Source organism: Methylobacterium aquaticum (assembly GCF_016804325.1).
In the GTDB taxonomy this organism is placed as follows: Bacteria; Pseudomonadota; Alphaproteobacteria; order Rhizobiales; family Beijerinckiaceae; genus Methylobacterium; species Methylobacterium aquaticum_C.
The window spans coordinates 5,419,939-5,435,636 of the sequence record NZ_CP043627.1 but is presented as its reverse complement, the minus strand read 5'-3'; the positions used below and the strand labels follow the sequence as shown (position 1 = coordinate 5,435,636).

Below are 15,698 nucleotides of genomic sequence, written 5' to 3'. Positions count from 1 at the left end.
CTTTGCCGACGGGGAGACTTTGCCGACGGACCTTACTTGCCGACCGCGATGCGCAGGGTCTGCAGGCTCTTGCGGTAGAGGAGGCTGGCGAGCTGGTAGTCGCCCTGGTTGTCGGCGGCCTTCAGCATCTCGTCCTCGAGGCTCACGGCGTTGCCGCTCGGCATCATCTCGAAGCGCGTGCCCGCCCGCTCCTCCGGCGGCGAGGCCTGGCCGGTCCCGGCGAGGTGGACGAGGCTGGTGCGCTCCAGGCCGACCCCCGGCAGGCCGGCGGCGGCCAGCGCGCCGTCCGGGCGGAAGCGCGGCGCCTTGAGGTCGTGGGCCTTGAAGCCCGGCGTGTCGGCATTGGCGACGTTCTCGGCCAGGACCTTCTGGCGGGTCTGCTGCCACTGCATCCGGTTGCGCAACATCGCGACGAGGGGGAGATCGGTGACCGACACGGGCGGGCCTTCCGGTTTTGACCGGCACAATCTGCCTAGCGCATGGTTAAAACCTGGTTAAGACGGCACCTGTCGCCGCGTCCCCCGCGGCTTATCCGCAACGCCCCCCAAAGCTGTTAACGATATGTAAACGTCCCCTGCGCAGGCCCGGCACAGCCGTGCTAGAAGGCTCCTCAATCGTCGGCGTGCCCCGCGTGCGCCTCATCAGTGAGACCACGCTTTGCTCTCCTCGATCCTCGGGACGGACGGTTCGCCCTTGCTCTCCTACCTGATCGTCTTCCTGATCATGGTCGTGCTCCTCAGCCTGTTCGCCCTCGGGGCGAAACGGTTCGCACGGGGCCGGCTTACCCTGGGGGGCAACGGCGGCACCGGCCGCAGCCGGCAGCCGCGGCTCGGCATCGTCGACATCTACGAGCTGGACCGGCAGCGCCAGCTGATCCTGTTGCGGCGCGACAACACCGAGCACCTTCTGCTGGTCGGCGGTCCGAACGACGTGGTGGTCGAGCGCAACATCGTGCGGACCGGCACCGCCCGGGTCTCGGCGGAGATCGCCGACCGGTCGGAGCCCGAGAGCGAGGCGCCGCTCCCCCTGCCGGCGGGCACCGAGCCGGCGCCCTTGCCGCCGCCCTTCCCCGAGCCGGAGCTGCCGCGCCCGCCCGCGCCGGAGCCCGAGCGGGTCGCGGCCGCCTTCGCGCCGGTCCCGCGCCAGGAGGTCCCGCGCCAGGAACCCACGCGCCACGAGGCCCCGGACCTGGCCGCCGAGCCGGCGCGATCGTCCTCGCGCTTCAACGCCTCGCGCCGGGTCGAGCCGCCGAGCCTGCGTGCCGCCCGCCAGACGCCGCCGCCCCTGGAGGTGCCGCCGGCCGCCGAGGCCGCCCTCTTCGCCGCGCCGGCCTTCACCGCGCCCGTGCCGCCGGTGGTGCCGGTTCCCCCGCCGATGCCGGAGCCGGTCGTCCATCCCGAGCCGGTGCCCGCGCCGGCCGGGACCCGCGGGGCCGAGCCGCGCACCGTCGATGCGGCGATCCTCAACGACATGGCCCGCCAGCTCGAGGAGGCCTTGCGGCGGCCCTCCTCGGCGGTGGCGCCGGCCCGCCCGACCGCTCCGGCGATGCCGGCCCCGGTGATGCCCGAGCCGCCGCCGGAGCCCGAGCCGGCCCCGCCCGAGCCGGCGCCTCCTCCGCCGCCGCCGGAACCCGAGCCGGCCCCGCCGCCGGAGCCGGAACCGATCCCCGAGCCGCCGCCCCCGCCGCCGGAGCCCGAGCCGGTCCCGCCGCCTCCGCCAGAACCCGTCCCCGAGCCGCCTCCGGCTCCTCCCGCCCCGCCGCCGGAGGAACCGGCCCCGGCCCCGAAGCCGTCCTCGGTCCAGAATCCGTTCTCGGTCGAGGAGATCGAGGCCGAGTTCGCCCGGCTCCTCGGCCGGCCGCTCGACAAGCGCTGACGTTAAGGCATCCCCGGCTGTTGCAGCGGAACCGCGCCCGCCCACCCTCGACGGGGTGCGGCGGGCGCGGCGCTTGCGGGCCGCCCCCGCGACGGCCAGGGTGCGCCGCCATGGTGCCCCCGACTCCCCGCTCCCTCCCCCCGATCCTTCGCCTGCCGGTTCGGCGCCTGCCGCTTCTCTGCCGCGCGGTGGTGGCCCTGCTGTTCCTGTCGGGCGGAACGGCCCTGGCGCAGAGCCTGACGGTCGATCTCGGCCCCAGCGGCGGCGTCACCGAACGGGCCCTGCAGCTCGTCGCCCTCATCACCATCCTGGCGCTCGCGCCCTCGGTCCTGGTGATGGCGACCTCGTTCACCCGCATCGTGGTGGTCCTGTCGATCCTGCGCTCGGCGCTCGGCACCCAGACGGCGCCGCCGAACGCCGTGATCGTCAGCCTGTCGCTGTTCCTCACCGCCTTCGTGATGGCGCCGACGGCGCGGGAGGCCTACCGCACCGGCATCGAGCCGCTGCTCGCCGGGCAGATCCAGCAGAACCAGGCCTTCGAGCGGGCGAGCCAGCCGTTCAAGGCGTTCATGCTGCGCAGCGTGCGCGAGAAGGACCTGAAGCTCTTCCTCGACCTCGCCCGGGCCCCGACGCCGGCCGGCCCCGAGGCGGTCGGCCTCGAGATCCTGACCCCCGCCTTCATGATCTCGGAACTGCGCCGCGCCTTCGAGATCGGCTTCCTGCTGTTCATCCCGTTCCTGATCATCGACCTCGTGGTCGCGTCGATCCTGATGTCGGTCGGCATGATGATGCTGCCGCCCGCCACCGTGGCGCTGCCGTTCAAGCTGATCTTCTTCGTGCTGGTCGACGGCTGGACCCTGGTGGCCGGCTCCCTGGTGCAGAGCTACGGGAACTGATCCGCGACCGTGCCGCCTCCCCGGGGCCGGGCCCCGCGCGGCACGCGGCGCAGGGACGTCCCGGCGCGGTGGGACGGCACGAGGGCGGCGGCCCGTGCGCTCACCGGAGCGCGATCTCCGCCAGGGCGCCGTCCAGCCCCGGCCTGACGGCCCCGATCACGTGCGGAGCCGGAACGGCATCCGGCGATATCGGAGGCACGGCATCGGCAGGGGAGGCCCCGCGCGTCAGGGTGTCGGCCGGCGAGGTTTCGGCGGCATTGTACGGCCGGTTGTAGCAGCGGCAGATCGCGCGCCAGAAATCCTCGCGCTCCTCGGGGGTGAAGCGGCGCAGGCAATCATCGAGGGCCTCCCGCCCGGCACGGGCGAGATGGGCGCGCGTCTCGTCGTCGAGGCGGTCGGGCGAACCCGGCGCCGCGAGGTCGATCGGGCGCAAGTCCTGATCCGGCAGGCTCGGGGACGGCACGTGATCGTTGGCTGATGCGGTCGGATCGGGCACGGCTCGGCTCCCTTACGGGTTTCCACGCCAGGCCTAACGCCCCGGTGCCCCGCTTCGATCCAGGCCGAGGGTCGGTGGTTCGAGACGACCCCGTCAGGGCTCCGGGAAGAACGGCGGCGGGACGTTGTAGATCGGCAGGTTGGCGTTGCGCGGCAGCCAGGCGTGGTAGGCCGCGCCGTCGGTCTCGCCGTAGGAGACCGGCCGCACCGGCGAGCCGTAGAACTGTACGGGTCCGGCCCGGTGATGCCGGCGGACGGATCGGGGGCCGGCGCCTGTCCCGGGCGACCCCATCCGGACCCGGTGGGCGCCTGATGCATCGTATGGGGATCGCCGCCCGCCATCGCGGGCGCGGCCAGCGCCAGGCCCGCGGCCAGCGACAAGCCCGCGGCGAGCGCCAAGCTCGCGGCGAGAACCGAGGTCGTCAGGCCGGCGGTCAGGGCGGGGCGCAGCATGCGGGTTGGTCTCCGAGGCGCCGTCAGCTTAAGTCCGCGAATCCCACCAGGGGCTTAACCGCGGCTCGCGATCGCCACCCCGGCCACCGCCACCACCATGCCGAGGAGCTGGACCGGCGCGAGGGTCTCGCCGAACAGCCCGAAGGCCATCGCGGCCGAGACCGGCGGCACGAGGTAAAACAGGGCCGCCACCCCCGCCACCGCGCCGCGGCGGATCAGCCCGAGCAGGATCAGGATGCCGCCGACCGACAGGCCCAGCACCGCCCAGGCGAGGCCGAGGAGCAGCGGCACCGAGACATCGAACTCTCCCCGCTCGGTCAGGAGCGCCAGCGGCAGGGTGAGCAGCAGGGCGCCGACGAACTGCGCGGCGGCGTTGGTGCGCAGGTCGACGGCGGCGGCCGTGCGCTTCTGCCACAGGGTGCCGAGGGTGATGGCGATGGTGCCGCAGAAGCACACGGCGAGCGCCGCCGGCGGGATGCCGCCGGCCGCCCCCAGCTTCGGCGCCAGCACCAGCCCGGCGCCGATCAGGCCGACCCCGATGCCGAGCCAGCGCAAGCCCGAGACCCGCTCGCCCAGCAGCGGCCCGGCCACCGCGGCGGTCAGCAGCGGCTGGAGGCTCGCCACCAGGGCGGCGATGCCCGCGGGCAGCCCGCGATGCACCGCCCAGAACACCGCATCGAGGTAGAGGCCGTGGATCAGGATCCCGGCCACCATCGCGTCGCGCCAGCCGCGCCAGCCCCGGGGCCAGGTGGCGCCGACCGCCAGCGCGATCCCCGTGAGCACGATGGCGGTGAGGCCGAAACGGACGGTCAGGAAGGTCAGCGGATCGGCATGCGGCGCGATGAGCCGCGCCACGACGAAGCCCGTGGCCCAGATGAGCACGAACAGGCCGGGCGCCAGACGCGTGGGCCAGGACACATCGGACAGGGGCAGGAGGCGGGTCATGATGCCTGCGGAACGAGAATCCTGCGCAACGAGCACGAGCGCGGCCGTTCCGCAACCGCCTCCGCGAGAATACCCCCTGCCCGTCCCCTTGCCGTGCCCGGAAGGACGCGCACGCCCGATTTCTGCCCGCCCGCCTTCCCAGGACCGGCGCCCGCGCTCTACCTGAGACGACGATTTCTCCGGAACGACCACCCCGAGAGCCCGCGCGCCGTGATCCGTCCCCGCACCGCCCTGGAGATCGCCGCCATCGCGGCCCAGCGCTTCGTCGCCCATGACGGCTGGGCGATCGCCAGCCACATCGCGCTCTCGCTCCTGACCTCGCTGTTCCCGTTCCTGATCCTGCTCACGGCGCTCGCCGGCGTGTTCGGCACCAAGTCGCTCGCCGACGAGGCCGGCAACCTCCTGTTCGAGATCTGGCCGAGCGAGGTGGCGGGCCCGATCGCCAACGAGGTCCACCGGGTGCTGACCGAGCAGCGCGGCGGCCTCCTCACCCTCGGCGCGGTGCTGGCGCTCTACTTCTCGTCGAGCGGGGTCGAGAGCCTGCGGGTCGGGCTCAACCGGGCCTACGGGTTGCGCGAGATGCGGCCGTGGTGGCTCACGCGGCTGGAATCGATCGGCTACGTGATCTGCGCCGCCTTCGCGATGCTGGCCTTCACCTTCCTGGTGGTGCTGGGGCCGCTGGTCTGGCGCGGGCTCCTGCTGGTGGCGCCGGGGCTGGAGCCGCTCGGCCTCACCGTCGCGGTCGGCCGGATCGGCGTGACGGTGCTGCTCGTCGCGAGCGTGCTGGTGATCGCCCACAAGTTCATCGCCGCCGGGCGCCGGCCCGTCACCCTGGTGCTGCCCGGCATCGCCGTGACCCTGTGCCTGTGGGTGCTCGCCGGCCTCGGCTTCGGCATGTATCTCGACCGGTTCTCGAGCGCCTACGTCTCGACCTACGGGGGTCTGGCCACCGCGATGGTGTTCCTGGTCTTCGTCTACTGGCTCGCCGCGATGTTCCTGTTCGGCGGCGAGATCAACGGCACGGTGATCGCCGCCCGCCGCCGGCGCCTCCAGGCCCGGGCCCAGAGCCGGCGGGACACGATCAAGATGCTGTAGAGCCGGGCGCCTCGCGAGAGCGCCCGGTCCAGTCGTCAGCTCCAGGCGTGGAAGGGCGGGTTGACCCCGTTGAGCGCGTGGTTGCCGACGATCGCCACCTTCCAGCGCACCGGGTCGTGCAGGGTATGGGTGCGGGCGTTGCGCCAGTGCCGGTCGAGGTTGTGCTCGGCCAAGGTCGAGCGGGTGCCGGACAATTCGAACAGGGTGTTGGAGGCGGCGAGCGCGACCTCGGTGGTGAGCACCTTCGATTCGGCCACCGCGAGCTGGGCCGCCGCCACGGTCTCGGGCGTCGGGTCGGCGACCGCCGCGTCGATGGCGAGGCCTGCCCGGTCGAGCAGGGCTTCCGCCGCGTGCTGGCGGATCGTCAGGTCCCCGACCGCGCGGATCGTGTAGGGATCGTCGGAGGCCCGCTCCTGGCCGCTGTCGATCCAGGGCCGCGCCTTCTCGCGCACGAAGGCGATGGTGTCGTCGAGGGCGGCGCGACCGATTCCGGCATCGATCGCCGCCTGGATGATCTGGAAGATCGCCCCGTCGACCCGCGGCGCGGTGTAGCCGCGCCAGGCCGGCACCAGGCGGCTCTTCTCGACCCGCACGTCGTCGATGATCACGGTGCCGCTGGCGGTGCCGCGCTGGCCGAAGCTCGACCAGTCGTCGATCACCGTCAGCCCCGGCGCGTCGCGGTCGGCGATGGCGTACCAGGGCCGGCCCTCGTCATCGACCGCGACGATCGGCACGAGATGGGCCAGCAGCGCCCCCGTCGCGTAGAATTTTCGGCCCCGCACGACGACGTGGTCGCCGTGATCGGTGAAGCGGGTCTCGAACTCGGCGGCGCGCTTCGTGCCCTTCTCCGAGAAGGCGTTGCCGAAGCGGGTGCCGGCGAGCACCGCGGCGAAGAGGTCCGCCTGCTGCTCCGGATCGGACACGGTGCGGATCGCCGCGACGATGCCGAGATGGTTCTGGGCGATCTGCGCGATCGACGGATCGGCCGCCGCCACGATGGCGACGACCTGGGCGAGCGTCCGGTACGACACCTCCGGCCCGCCGTGTGAGCGCGGCACGTTGATCGACCACAGCCCGCTCTGCGAGAAGGCATCGAGCTCCGCCAGCGGGCGGGCGCCGGTCCGATCGCGCTCCGAGGCGCCGTCCCGGAACCGGGCGGCGAGGGCGTGGGCCACCCGGATCGCCTCCGCGTCGTCGCGGATCACGTGGGCCGGCTCGGCCGGGCGGGCGGGTCCGGGCGCGCCCTGCGATGCGAGGTCGGCGATGTGGCTCGGATTGACGGCGATGTTCATGGGCATGGCTCCGCAATCTGTGGACGGGATTGACGGTGGGCGGGTGCATTCCCCGCCCCGGCGCGCAGGGGACAGGATCCGGCTCTCGCGCGAGCGGGATCGCCGGCTCGCCGGGGTGATGAAGACAACGTCGATGATTGCCGATCAGTGGCTTCGACTTGATCGCGCCATGGAATACTTGCCGACGGATGCCGCTTCGTCAAACGAAGCATTCCGTTCAATTTCTCTGGTTTTTAAAAATTCATTCTCGCCGATCGGCGATCGGGCAAAAGCATTTTTCGGCCGGGGACCGTCGGCTGCGCCCGGCGGCCTCGGGTCGAAGCCCGATCGGCCTGCCCGAGACCACATCGATGCGCCGGCATCGTGAGGCGGCCGGCCGAACCTCTGGCCGCCGGTCCGGGAGGTCTACCCGCCACCCCGTCGGCCGCGGGGGCCGGCGGGGGCCGGCGTGTTGTCGTGGTTCTCGTCGAGGAGCTTGCGCCAGCGGGTCAGGCGCTCGGGCGTGATCGTGCCGTCGGCGATGGCGGCCTGTACGGCACAGCCGGGTTCGTGCGCGTGGGTGCAGTCGCGGAACCGGCACGAGGGGGCGAGTTCGGTGATCTCGGAAAACAGCCTGGCGATCCCGTCCTCGGCGCCGCCGACATGCAGCGTCCGCATCCCCGGCGTGTCGATCACCCAGCCGCCCCCCGCGATGGCGTGCAAAGACCGCGCGGTCGTGGTGTGGCGTCCCTTGGCATCGTGTTCGCGGATCGCCCCGGTTTCCTGGGGACGCGCCTGCCCGGGACCCGCGAGCGTGTTCACCAGGGTCGACTTGCCGACCCCGGACGAGCCGACCAGCGCCACCGTCCGCCCCACGCCGCACCACGGGGCCAGGATGCGGGCCGCCTCCGGGAGCCGGGGATTGACGGTCACGACGTCGAGCCCGCGCTGCAACTCCGCCGCCTGACGGCGGTAGATGTCGCCATCGGCCGCCATGTCGGCCTTGGTGAGCAGGATCACCGGATTCGTGCCGCCCTGGTTGGCCAGAGCCAGGTAGCGCTCGAGCCGGGCCTGGTTGAAATCGGCGTTGCAGGACGTGACGACGAACAGCGTATCGACGTTGGCGGCGGCGGGCTGAAGGGTTCGGCTGCCCTCGACGCGCCGCTCCAGGACCGTCCTTCGGTCCAGGCGGCGGTGGAGCATCCGGGTCCGAGGATCGACCAGGACCCAATCGCCGACGGCGAAGTCACCGGTATTCGTATGGACGGGAAGCGCCAGCGCGACCGGTCCCGCCTCCGACAGGGCGCTCAGGCGGGAGCGGTGGACCAGGGCGATCCGCATGGGAGCGAGATCCGCCTCGTGCGGCTCGCGCTGCTCCTCGAAGAACGGGAGCCAGCCGAGGCTCGCGGGCGGCGTGAGGGGGAGGGGGTGGGAAGGATCGGTCACCGGCCTGCCATGGCATGGCCCCGGTCTCGTGACCAGCACTTCGCACGCTCGGCTCGAGAGGCGGGACGGGGCGGGCTCTCGCCCACCCCGAGGCTCCTGCCGTCACGCCGCCAGGGCGTAGTCGTCCGGCTCCGGCGCGGCCGCCATGAACTGCGCCCGGGCGAGGTCGGCGAAGCGGCCGCCCTCGGCCACCAGTTCCTCGAAGGTGCCGCTCTCGACGATCCGGCCCTCGTGGAAGACCAGGATGCGGTCGGCGTCGCGGATCGTCGACAGGCGGTGGGCGATCACGAAGGTGGTGCGTCCCTCCATCACCGCTTCCAGCGCGCCCTGGAGCTTGCGCTCGGTGGCGGCGTCGAGCGCGCTCGTCGCCTCGTCGAGGATCAGGACCGGCGGGTTCTTCAGGAGCGCCCGGGCGATCGAGAGGCGCTGGCGCTCGCCGCCCGACAGCGAGCGGCCGCGCTCGCCGATCACCGTGTCGAGCCCGTCGGGCTGGCGCGCCATGAATTCCGAGGCCTGGGCCCGCTCCAGCGCGTCGAGCATCTCGGCGTCGGTGGCGTCGGGCCGGCCGACCTGGAGGTTCTCGCGGATCGAGCGGGCAAACAGCATCGGCTCCTGGAACACCACGCCGATGTTGTGGCGCAGGGACGAGAGGCCGATGTCGCGAAGGTCCTCGCCGTCGATGCGGATCGTGCCGGCATCCGGGTCGAAGGCGCGATGCAGGAGCCCGAGCGTCGTCGACTTGCCCGAGCCGGTGGTGCCGACGAGGGCCACGGTCTCGCCGGCGCGCGCGGTGAACGACACCCCGTCCAGCGCCGGGCGGCGGCCGTCATAGGAGAAGCGCACGTCCTCGAACGACACGTCGCCGTCGAGCCGCGCCACCGACCTGGCGCCGGGCCGGTCGTGGACGGCCGGCACGGTGTCGAGGATGTCGAAGAATTCCTGCATCTTCGGCGCCTGCAGGAAGAGGCTGTTGACGAAGGCGACGACCTGCTCCAGCCGGGCGACCAGCATGGTGGCGAGGCTCATGAACGAGACCACGTCGCCGACGGTGGCCAGGCCGTGGCCGTGCAGGACGATGCCGGTGACGAAGATCGCCGTCATGGTCAGCGTCGCCGAGGCGCGGGTGGCGACCGAGGCCAGCGCCCACCAGGACAGGACCGGGATCTGCGCGGCGAGCAGGTTGCGGATGATGCCGTGCATCGCCTCCTTCTCGGCCTTGGCGCGGGTGAAGGACTGGATCACCGCGACGTTGCCGAGCGCGTCCGAGGCATGGGCCGCGAGGCCCGAATGAAAGGCCTCGACCTCGCCTTGCAGCGTCTCGGTGCGGCGCAGGACGAAGGTGGTGAGCGCGGTGAACACCACCATCAGGGCGACGAGGATCGAGCCGAGCTGCCAGTTGAGGAACAGCGTCATCGGCAGGAGCACGACGAGGGAGACGAGCGCCGCGCAATGATCGCGGAAGAAGCCGAGCCAGGTCGCCGCCATGCCGCTCGTGCCCTCCAGCATCGCCTTCAGCACCCGGCCGGAATGGTTGGCGGAGTGGAAGGCGAGCGGCAGGTCGAGGACGTGCTCGAAGTAGTTCGCCATGGCCGACAGCCGGCTGCGATGGGTGAGCCGGTCGGCGTGCAGCGCGATCAGCACGCCGGCGCCGATCGAGAACAGGCCGAAGCCGACCCAGGCGCCGACGAGGAGGAGCAGGCTCGACGTGCCGCCGCCGGCCGGCAGATGGGTGAGGCGGTCGATGATGCGGCCGAACAGCACCGGCTCGGCGAAGGCCGCCACCGCCAGCGCGACGTTGGCGGCGGTCAGCAGCGCGCCGAGGCGCAGATCGGACCCGAGCTGGCCCATGACCCGAACGTAGAGCCTGATCAACCGCATGGACGGTGAACCCTGATGAAATGACCCTGTCCGCGGCTCTGGCCCTCGCCCGCCGCCTGCCCCGCGCGCGGCCTGTTGAGGCGGCCGTTCGATCGCATGGGTCCTTTCTTAACGGGTTCTCGCTGAACGGCGCATGACGGCAAAGGCGCGCGGGGGCGGGCGCCTTTACGCTTCGTTGAGCCTGTCGAGCGTAATTTGACGGCCAGGACACACGCGGCGTCCGGCCCATGCCCTGCGACCGGGGACGTGTGGCGGCGCATGAAGAGGCCGACCCCAGATGGATATCGCAACCGGCGCCGGCCTCGTCGGCGGCATCGCGGTCGTGTTCGTGCTCATCATGATCGATGGCGGCAACTTCGCCGCCTATTTCGACAAGCACGCGGTGATCGTGATCTTCGGCGGCGCCACCGCCGCGACCATGCTGCGCTTCCCGTTCTCGGTCATCGTCCACGGCGTGCCGATGGGCCTGCGCTACGCCTTCAACATGCGGGCGATCCGGCCGCGCGAACTGATCGACGAGATCACCAAGATCGCCGACGTGGTGAAGCGCTCGGGCCCGATGGCGATCGAGAACCTGGAGATCTCGGACCCGTTCCTGGCGCAGGGCATGCGCTACATCGCCGACGGCTACGACCGCGAGTTCATCCGCGACACGATGGAACGCGACCGCGACAACTTCCTGATGCATCTCGACGAGGGTTCGAAGGTCTACCGCGCCTTCGGCGACTGCGCCCCGGCCTGGGGCATGATCGGGACGATCCTCGGCATGGTGACGATGTTCGCCAACATGTCCGACCCCTCGAAGCTCGGCCCCGCCATGGCGACCGCCCTGCTCGCCACCCTGTACGGCGCGCTGATTGCCAACATGATCACCCTGCCGATCGCCGACAAGCTGCACGTCAAGCTCGAGGAGGAGGACGTGTCGCGCACCCTCATCATCGACGGGGTGCTGCTGATCCGCGACGCCAAGAGCGCCTCGCTGGTGCGCGAGATGCTGGTCGCCTACCTGCCGCACAACCATCGTGAAGACATGGCCGCCGAAGCGGCCTGATGCACCGCGCCGAGATGGCCGCCTGAGGCGGCCCGACGCGACGCGCGCGCCCTTCGAGGAGACCTGAGCGGTGGCTAGAAAGAAGCGCGGGGCCCATGGCGGCCACGGCTGGTTCGTGACCTTCGCGGACCTGATGGCGCTCTTGATGAGCTTCTTCGTCATGATCGCCGCCTATTCGACGCAGGACCAGAAGAAGCTCCAGGCGGTGGCGGGCTCGATGCGCGACGCCTTCGGCAACAACCGCGAGTCGCGCTTCAACGGCATCATCGAGAAGGCCGGCATACCGGGCGCGACCCGGCCGCGGGACACCCGCGACATCGCCCCCGAGCGGGCGACCGACCGGCCCGAGCCGCCCAGCCCGGACGAGGTGCTGCCCGACGGGACCCAGCGCAACTCCTACAAGGACGGGTTCGGCCTCGCCATGACCTCCCTGCGGCAGGCGCTGCAGGACCTGCCGGAGATCGCCGAACTGTCGAAGAGCATCGTGATCGAGGTGACGGCGCGGGGCCTCGACATCTCGCTCGTCGACCAGGACAACCGCTCGATGTTTCCGGAGGGCTCGACCCGGCCGAACGACCGTACGCGCCAGGTGCTGGAGCGGATCGTCCCGACCTTGCGCCGTCTGCCCAACCGCATCGCGGTGACCGGCTACACCGCCGCCGACCGCCCGGGCCGCCGCCCCGCCGCCCCGCCCTGGGAGCTGTCGGCCGGCCGCGCCGTCAGCGTGCGCGAGATCCTGGCCGGCAACGGCCTGCCCGGCGACCGCTTCGCCTCCGTGTCGGGCAAGGCCGACACCGAGCCGCTGTTTCCCGACAACCCGTACCTGCCGGCCAACCGCCGGGTGACGGTGACGCTGCTGAACGAGGCGCCGCCGACGCCGCGGGGGATCGGGTTTCCGTAGGACCCGACCTCGTGGCATGAGGGGGGAGCGCCGCTACTTCGCCACCAGCAAAGCCCAATACACCTTGTACTTCGACCCCGGCGCATAGGCCGTCGCGATCCCCATCCGGGTCGCGGAGGGGTCGAGCATCACCGCGTTGTGCGCCGGGCTCTCGCGCCAGCCCGAGAACGCCTCGGCCAGGGTGTGGTAGCCGGCCGAGAGGTTGGCGGCCGGCTCCGGGTAGCCCATCCGGGCCGCCACGGTCTTGACGATGTCGGCCTGGCTCGGGCGGCCGGCGGCGGCCATGGCGGCGGTCTCGGTCTCGGCGAGGCGCTGGAGGCCGGGATCGAGGGCGAGCGGCGGCAGGCCCTTGTTGCTGCGGTAGGCGGCGATCATCGCCTGGGCCGCCCCGGCATCGATCTGCGCGCCGGTCGCGGCCATCGGCCAGTACAGGCTCGGTCCCGCCGCCCCGGTCGAGACCCGCGTCGCCTCGCTCGCCGCGCAGGCGGCGAGGGCGAGCGGCAGGGCCAGCACGGCGATACGCTTCAGCGCGGCGGGAAGGATGGTCACGGCACGGTCTCGGGGGTTCTGCGACGCTCGGCCTCGGGCTCGGGGCGGGCCTCGCTCCGGGTCTCGGGGCGCAAGGAGGCAGGATTCGCCATGCGGGCGATCTGCCCCATGGCGTCCTGCATCGCGTCCAGCCCCTGAACCGTGACGATGCTCGATCCGGGTCCGAGATTGGGGATGAGACCGCCCTCGGACAAGGTCTTGAACACCGCGAAGTTGAGGTCGCTCTGCACTTTCGCCTGCGAGCCGACATCGGTGATCATCGCGATCAGCTCGAATTCGAGGAACGGATCGCCGATCTTGCGGAACACCACCCGGGGCGGCGGCTCCTTCAGCACGTCCGGATGGGCCTTGGCGCAACCGGCGATCAGCTCGGCGGCGTGGACCGGGTCCTGGTTGCGCAGGACGCTGACCGTGATGGTGACCCGGCCGGTGCGGTCGCCGCGCACCCGGTTCTTCACCACGCCGGAGATCAGGTTCGAGTTCGGCACGATCACCGCCGAGCGGTCGAAGGTCTGGATCTCGGTCGAGCGCACGCTGATGCGGCGGACATAGCCCTCGTTGTCGCCGATCACCACGAGGTCGCCGACCCGGATCGGCCGCTCCCAGAGCAGCAGCAGGCCGGAGACGAAGTTGTTGACGATCGATTGCAGGCCGAAACCGATACCGACCGACAGGGCGCCGGCGACGATGGTGAGCTTTTCGAGACTCAGGCCCAGATACGAGAAGGCGAGTGCCAGGGTCAGCAGGAAGCCGACATAGCCGCTCACCGTCGAGATCGAGTTGCGCAGGCCCGGATCGAGGTCGGTGGCCGGCAGGTAGGTGTTCTCGAGCCAGCGCTGGATCGCCTTGGTGATGACGAGGCCGAGCGTGAACAGCCCGATGGCGAGCGCGATCGTCGAGAGCGAGATCGTCACCCCGCCGACGGTGAAGCCGAAGAAGGCGGCCTGGGCCCAGGCGAAGATGTCGGTCGAATCGACGCCCCAGGAGGCGAGCAGCAGCACGCCGGCGGCGGTGAGCAGCAGCACCCGGACGAAGCCCGAGATCAGCACCGCGATCTGGTTGAGCGAGCGCTTGCGCAGGCCGGTATTGGCCTGGAGCGCCGTGGCGATGCGGGAATCGTCCTGGAGGGCGGAGCTCACCACCGCGTCGACGCTCGCGATCGCCAGGTAGAGGATCGCCGCGGCGATCGCGGTCCACATCAGCTGGTCGATCAGGAACGACGACAGGGCGATGTAGCCGACCAGCGCCGAGACGCCGATCGCCGCCACCACGATCCAGCCGAGGATGCGCAAGGGGCCGCCGATGCCGGTAGTCGACTCGGCCGCGATATAGGGGCCGAGGCAGGCCTCGTCGGTCTCGGCGCGGGCCGCGAAGCGGCGCAGGCCCTCGGCCAGCACCACGGCGACGACCGCCGCGAAGACGCCCTTGGTGACGATGGTGATCGGCAGGCTGAGCGAGATGCCCTCGTTCAGGCCCTCGATGGTGCGGCCGACGGCGATCACCGAGGCGATGGCGATGATGAGGCGGTTCAGCCGCTCGGCGGTGGCGTCGGTCATCGCGACGAGGCGCCAGGCCGGGCGGTCGGGCGAGAGCAGCGCGTCGGCCATCGCCTCGACCACCGCCACGAAGGCGAGCGAGGCGACGATCCGGTGGGCCGCCGGCAGCAGGCGCAGAGGCAGCAGCTCGGTGACGTCGAGGGTGTAGCCGACGAGGAAGCTGCCGAGCACCGCCGGCACCGCGCCGACGAGGAAGACCCGCCAGGCCGCCATCACCTTTGCGTAACGGGTCGGCTGCGCGTCCTTGGACGAGCGGTGCCCGACCCGCGGGGCGATGTGACGGCGCCCGACATAGAGCGCCACCGAGACGCCGATCGCGAGCGCGAGCAGGAACAGGTTGAGCGCCGTGCCCCGGCGCTGGACCTGGACGACGGCGTCGTCGAGGGAGGATTTCAGCGCCCGGAAGTCGCGGGCGTAGTCGCTCGTGGCCCGCATCCACAGGCTCGGGCTCACCAGGCCGTCGGTGCGCTCGAACAGGGCGCGGGTGAACGCGGCGCGGCGCCGGTTGCTGATCTGGTCGGTGATCTGCTCGCTCTGCACCAGGAGCGAGCGGGCGAGCCTCAGCGTATCGTCGATCTCGGCGACGCCGGCCTCGCGCTGGGCCCGCTCCTGCGCCACGTCGGCGCCCTCGGGCTCCTTGGGCTTGGGCCCGAGCTGGGTCAGCCGCTCCTTGGCCGCGTCGAGCCGGGGCCCGAGCTGGTCGATGACCTGGCGCAGGCGATCGGCCACCGCCGGGATGCCGTCGCGCAGGAGGGCGAGGTCGTCCTTGTTCAGCTCGCGGTGGGTCAGGGCCTGCTCGCGCTGGTCGAGGTCGGCCTTCTCGGCATCGAGCTGGGCGCGGATCTGCTTGATCTGCTCGGAGATCGGGGTCTGCGGCGGGGGCTTGGGGGCTTCCTTAGGCGCTTCCTTGGGGGCTTCAGCGGGCGCCGCGGCGGGCTGGCCGGCTGCCGGCTTGGCCTCCTTCGCGTCCGGCTTGCCGGCGGGTGCCGGTGCCTGCGCGACTACGGCCCGCTCTAGCTTCGCCGCATCGGGCTTCGCCACGTGTCCCTGCGCTGCCGCGAGCCCGGGGCTCAGCAGCACGGCCGCGAGGGCGATCGTCCATCGGCGAAGCTGTCTCATGCGCAATCCTTCTCACCCGCGTGTCGGGCTCGTCTCCCGGCGGCCCGGCCTGGTCGCTCATCCGGTCGGCCATGGCGGGACGCCCGGCGCAGACGGCCGGCGATCCTCGCGATGGGGTCGGTTCGAGCCGTCTACCTAGGTCATCCGTCCGGGCGAGGAAACCGGACG

Annotated in this window: 14 protein-coding genes; 6 read left to right on the top strand and 8 right to left on the bottom strand. The window is 71.7% G+C overall.

All coding sequences use genetic code 11. The features are described 5' to 3' along the window. Window positions 1-32 precede the first annotated feature (32 nt). On the bottom strand, window positions 33-437 hold the full coding sequence (gene flgB / locus F1D61_RS24785) for a flagellar basal body rod protein FlgB (RefSeq protein WP_203154738.1): 405 nt from the start codon (window positions 435-437) through the stop codon (window positions 33-35). A 256-nt stretch (window positions 438-693) separates the two neighbouring features. Between flgB and F1D61_RS24780 the strand changes: the two genes are divergently transcribed. After that, complete coding sequence (locus F1D61_RS24780) at window positions 694-1,875, top strand: hypothetical protein (RefSeq protein WP_246775515.1); 1,182 nt, start codon at window positions 694-696, stop codon at window positions 1,873-1,875. Window positions 1,876-1,985: 110 nt separating this feature from the next. Continuing rightward, window positions 1,986-2,771, top strand: coding sequence for a flagellar type III secretion system pore protein FliP (gene fliP / locus F1D61_RS24775; RefSeq protein WP_203154735.1), 786 nt, complete (start codon window positions 1,986-1,988; stop codon window positions 2,769-2,771). A gap of 100 nt (window positions 2,772-2,871) precedes the next feature. Here fliP and F1D61_RS24770 read toward each other — a convergent pair whose 3' ends face one another. After that, entirely contained in the window at window positions 2,872-3,267 is a 396-nt protein-coding gene (locus F1D61_RS24770) for a hypothetical protein (protein WP_203154733.1), read from the bottom strand. 506 nt (window positions 3,268-3,773) lie between these two features. Further along, window positions 3,774-4,664, bottom strand: a complete 891-nt coding sequence (locus tag F1D61_RS24760; protein ID WP_203154732.1) for a DMT family transporter — start codon at window positions 4,662-4,664, stop codon at window positions 3,774-3,776. 213 nt (window positions 4,665-4,877) lie between these two features. On the opposite strand from F1D61_RS24760, the gene F1D61_RS24755 reads away from it, so the two are divergent. Beyond that, on the top strand, window positions 4,878-5,759 hold the full coding sequence (locus F1D61_RS24755; RefSeq protein WP_203159261.1) for a YihY/virulence factor BrkB family protein: 882 nt from the start codon (window positions 4,878-4,880) through the stop codon (window positions 5,757-5,759). Window positions 5,760-5,794: 35 nt separating this feature from the next. Here F1D61_RS24755 and F1D61_RS24750 read toward each other — a convergent pair whose 3' ends face one another. Beyond that, entirely contained in the window at window positions 5,795-7,051 is a 1,257-nt protein-coding gene (locus tag F1D61_RS24750; protein ID WP_203154731.1) for an SfnB family sulfur acquisition oxidoreductase, read from the bottom strand. Between F1D61_RS24750 and F1D61_RS24745 the strand changes: the two genes are divergently transcribed. Beyond that, complete coding sequence (locus F1D61_RS24745) at window positions 7,044-7,418, top strand: hypothetical protein (protein WP_203154730.1); 375 nt, start codon at window positions 7,044-7,046, stop codon at window positions 7,416-7,418. The genes F1D61_RS24750 and F1D61_RS24745 overlap by 8 nt on opposite strands. 38 nt (window positions 7,419-7,456) lie before the next feature. Here F1D61_RS24745 and rsgA read toward each other — a convergent pair whose 3' ends face one another. Both rsgA and F1D61_RS24735 read right to left on the bottom strand, forming a co-directional pair. Beyond that, window positions 7,457-8,476 (bottom strand): ribosome small subunit-dependent GTPase A, encoded by a 1,020-nt coding sequence (gene rsgA, locus F1D61_RS24740; protein WP_203154729.1) that lies wholly within the window; start codon window positions 8,474-8,476, stop codon window positions 7,457-7,459. A gap of 102 nt (window positions 8,477-8,578) precedes the next feature. After that, window positions 8,579-10,354: a glucan ABC transporter ATP-binding protein/ permease gene (locus F1D61_RS24735; RefSeq protein ID WP_203154728.1), complete on the bottom strand. Its 1,776-nt coding sequence runs from the start codon at window positions 10,352-10,354 to the stop codon at window positions 8,579-8,581. A gap of 277 nt (window positions 10,355-10,631) precedes the next feature. Here F1D61_RS24735 and F1D61_RS24730 point away from each other — a divergent pair, with 277 nt between their 5' ends. Then, window positions 10,632-11,405, top strand: a complete 774-nt coding sequence (locus tag F1D61_RS24730) for a motility protein A (RefSeq protein ID WP_203154727.1) — start codon at window positions 10,632-10,634, stop codon at window positions 11,403-11,405. A gap of 70 nt (window positions 11,406-11,475) precedes the next feature. Next, window positions 11,476-12,306 (top strand): OmpA/MotB family protein, encoded by an 831-nt coding sequence (locus tag F1D61_RS24725; protein ID WP_203154725.1) that lies wholly within the window; start codon window positions 11,476-11,478, stop codon window positions 12,304-12,306. A 33-nt stretch (window positions 12,307-12,339) separates the two neighbouring features. Here the strand turns inward: F1D61_RS24725 and F1D61_RS24720 are convergent, their stop codons facing one another. After that, the gene (locus F1D61_RS24720) at window positions 12,340-12,849 is read right to left on the bottom strand and encodes a CAP domain-containing protein (protein ID WP_432443322.1); all 510 of its coding nucleotides are present in this window, start codon (window positions 12,847-12,849) and stop codon (window positions 12,340-12,342) included. Window positions 12,850-12,851: 2 nt separating this feature from the next. Then, complete coding sequence (locus F1D61_RS24715; protein WP_203154723.1) at window positions 12,852-15,530, bottom strand: DUF3772 domain-containing protein; 2,679 nt, start codon at window positions 15,528-15,530, stop codon at window positions 12,852-12,854. Between the last annotated feature and the right edge of the window lie 168 nt (window positions 15,531-15,698).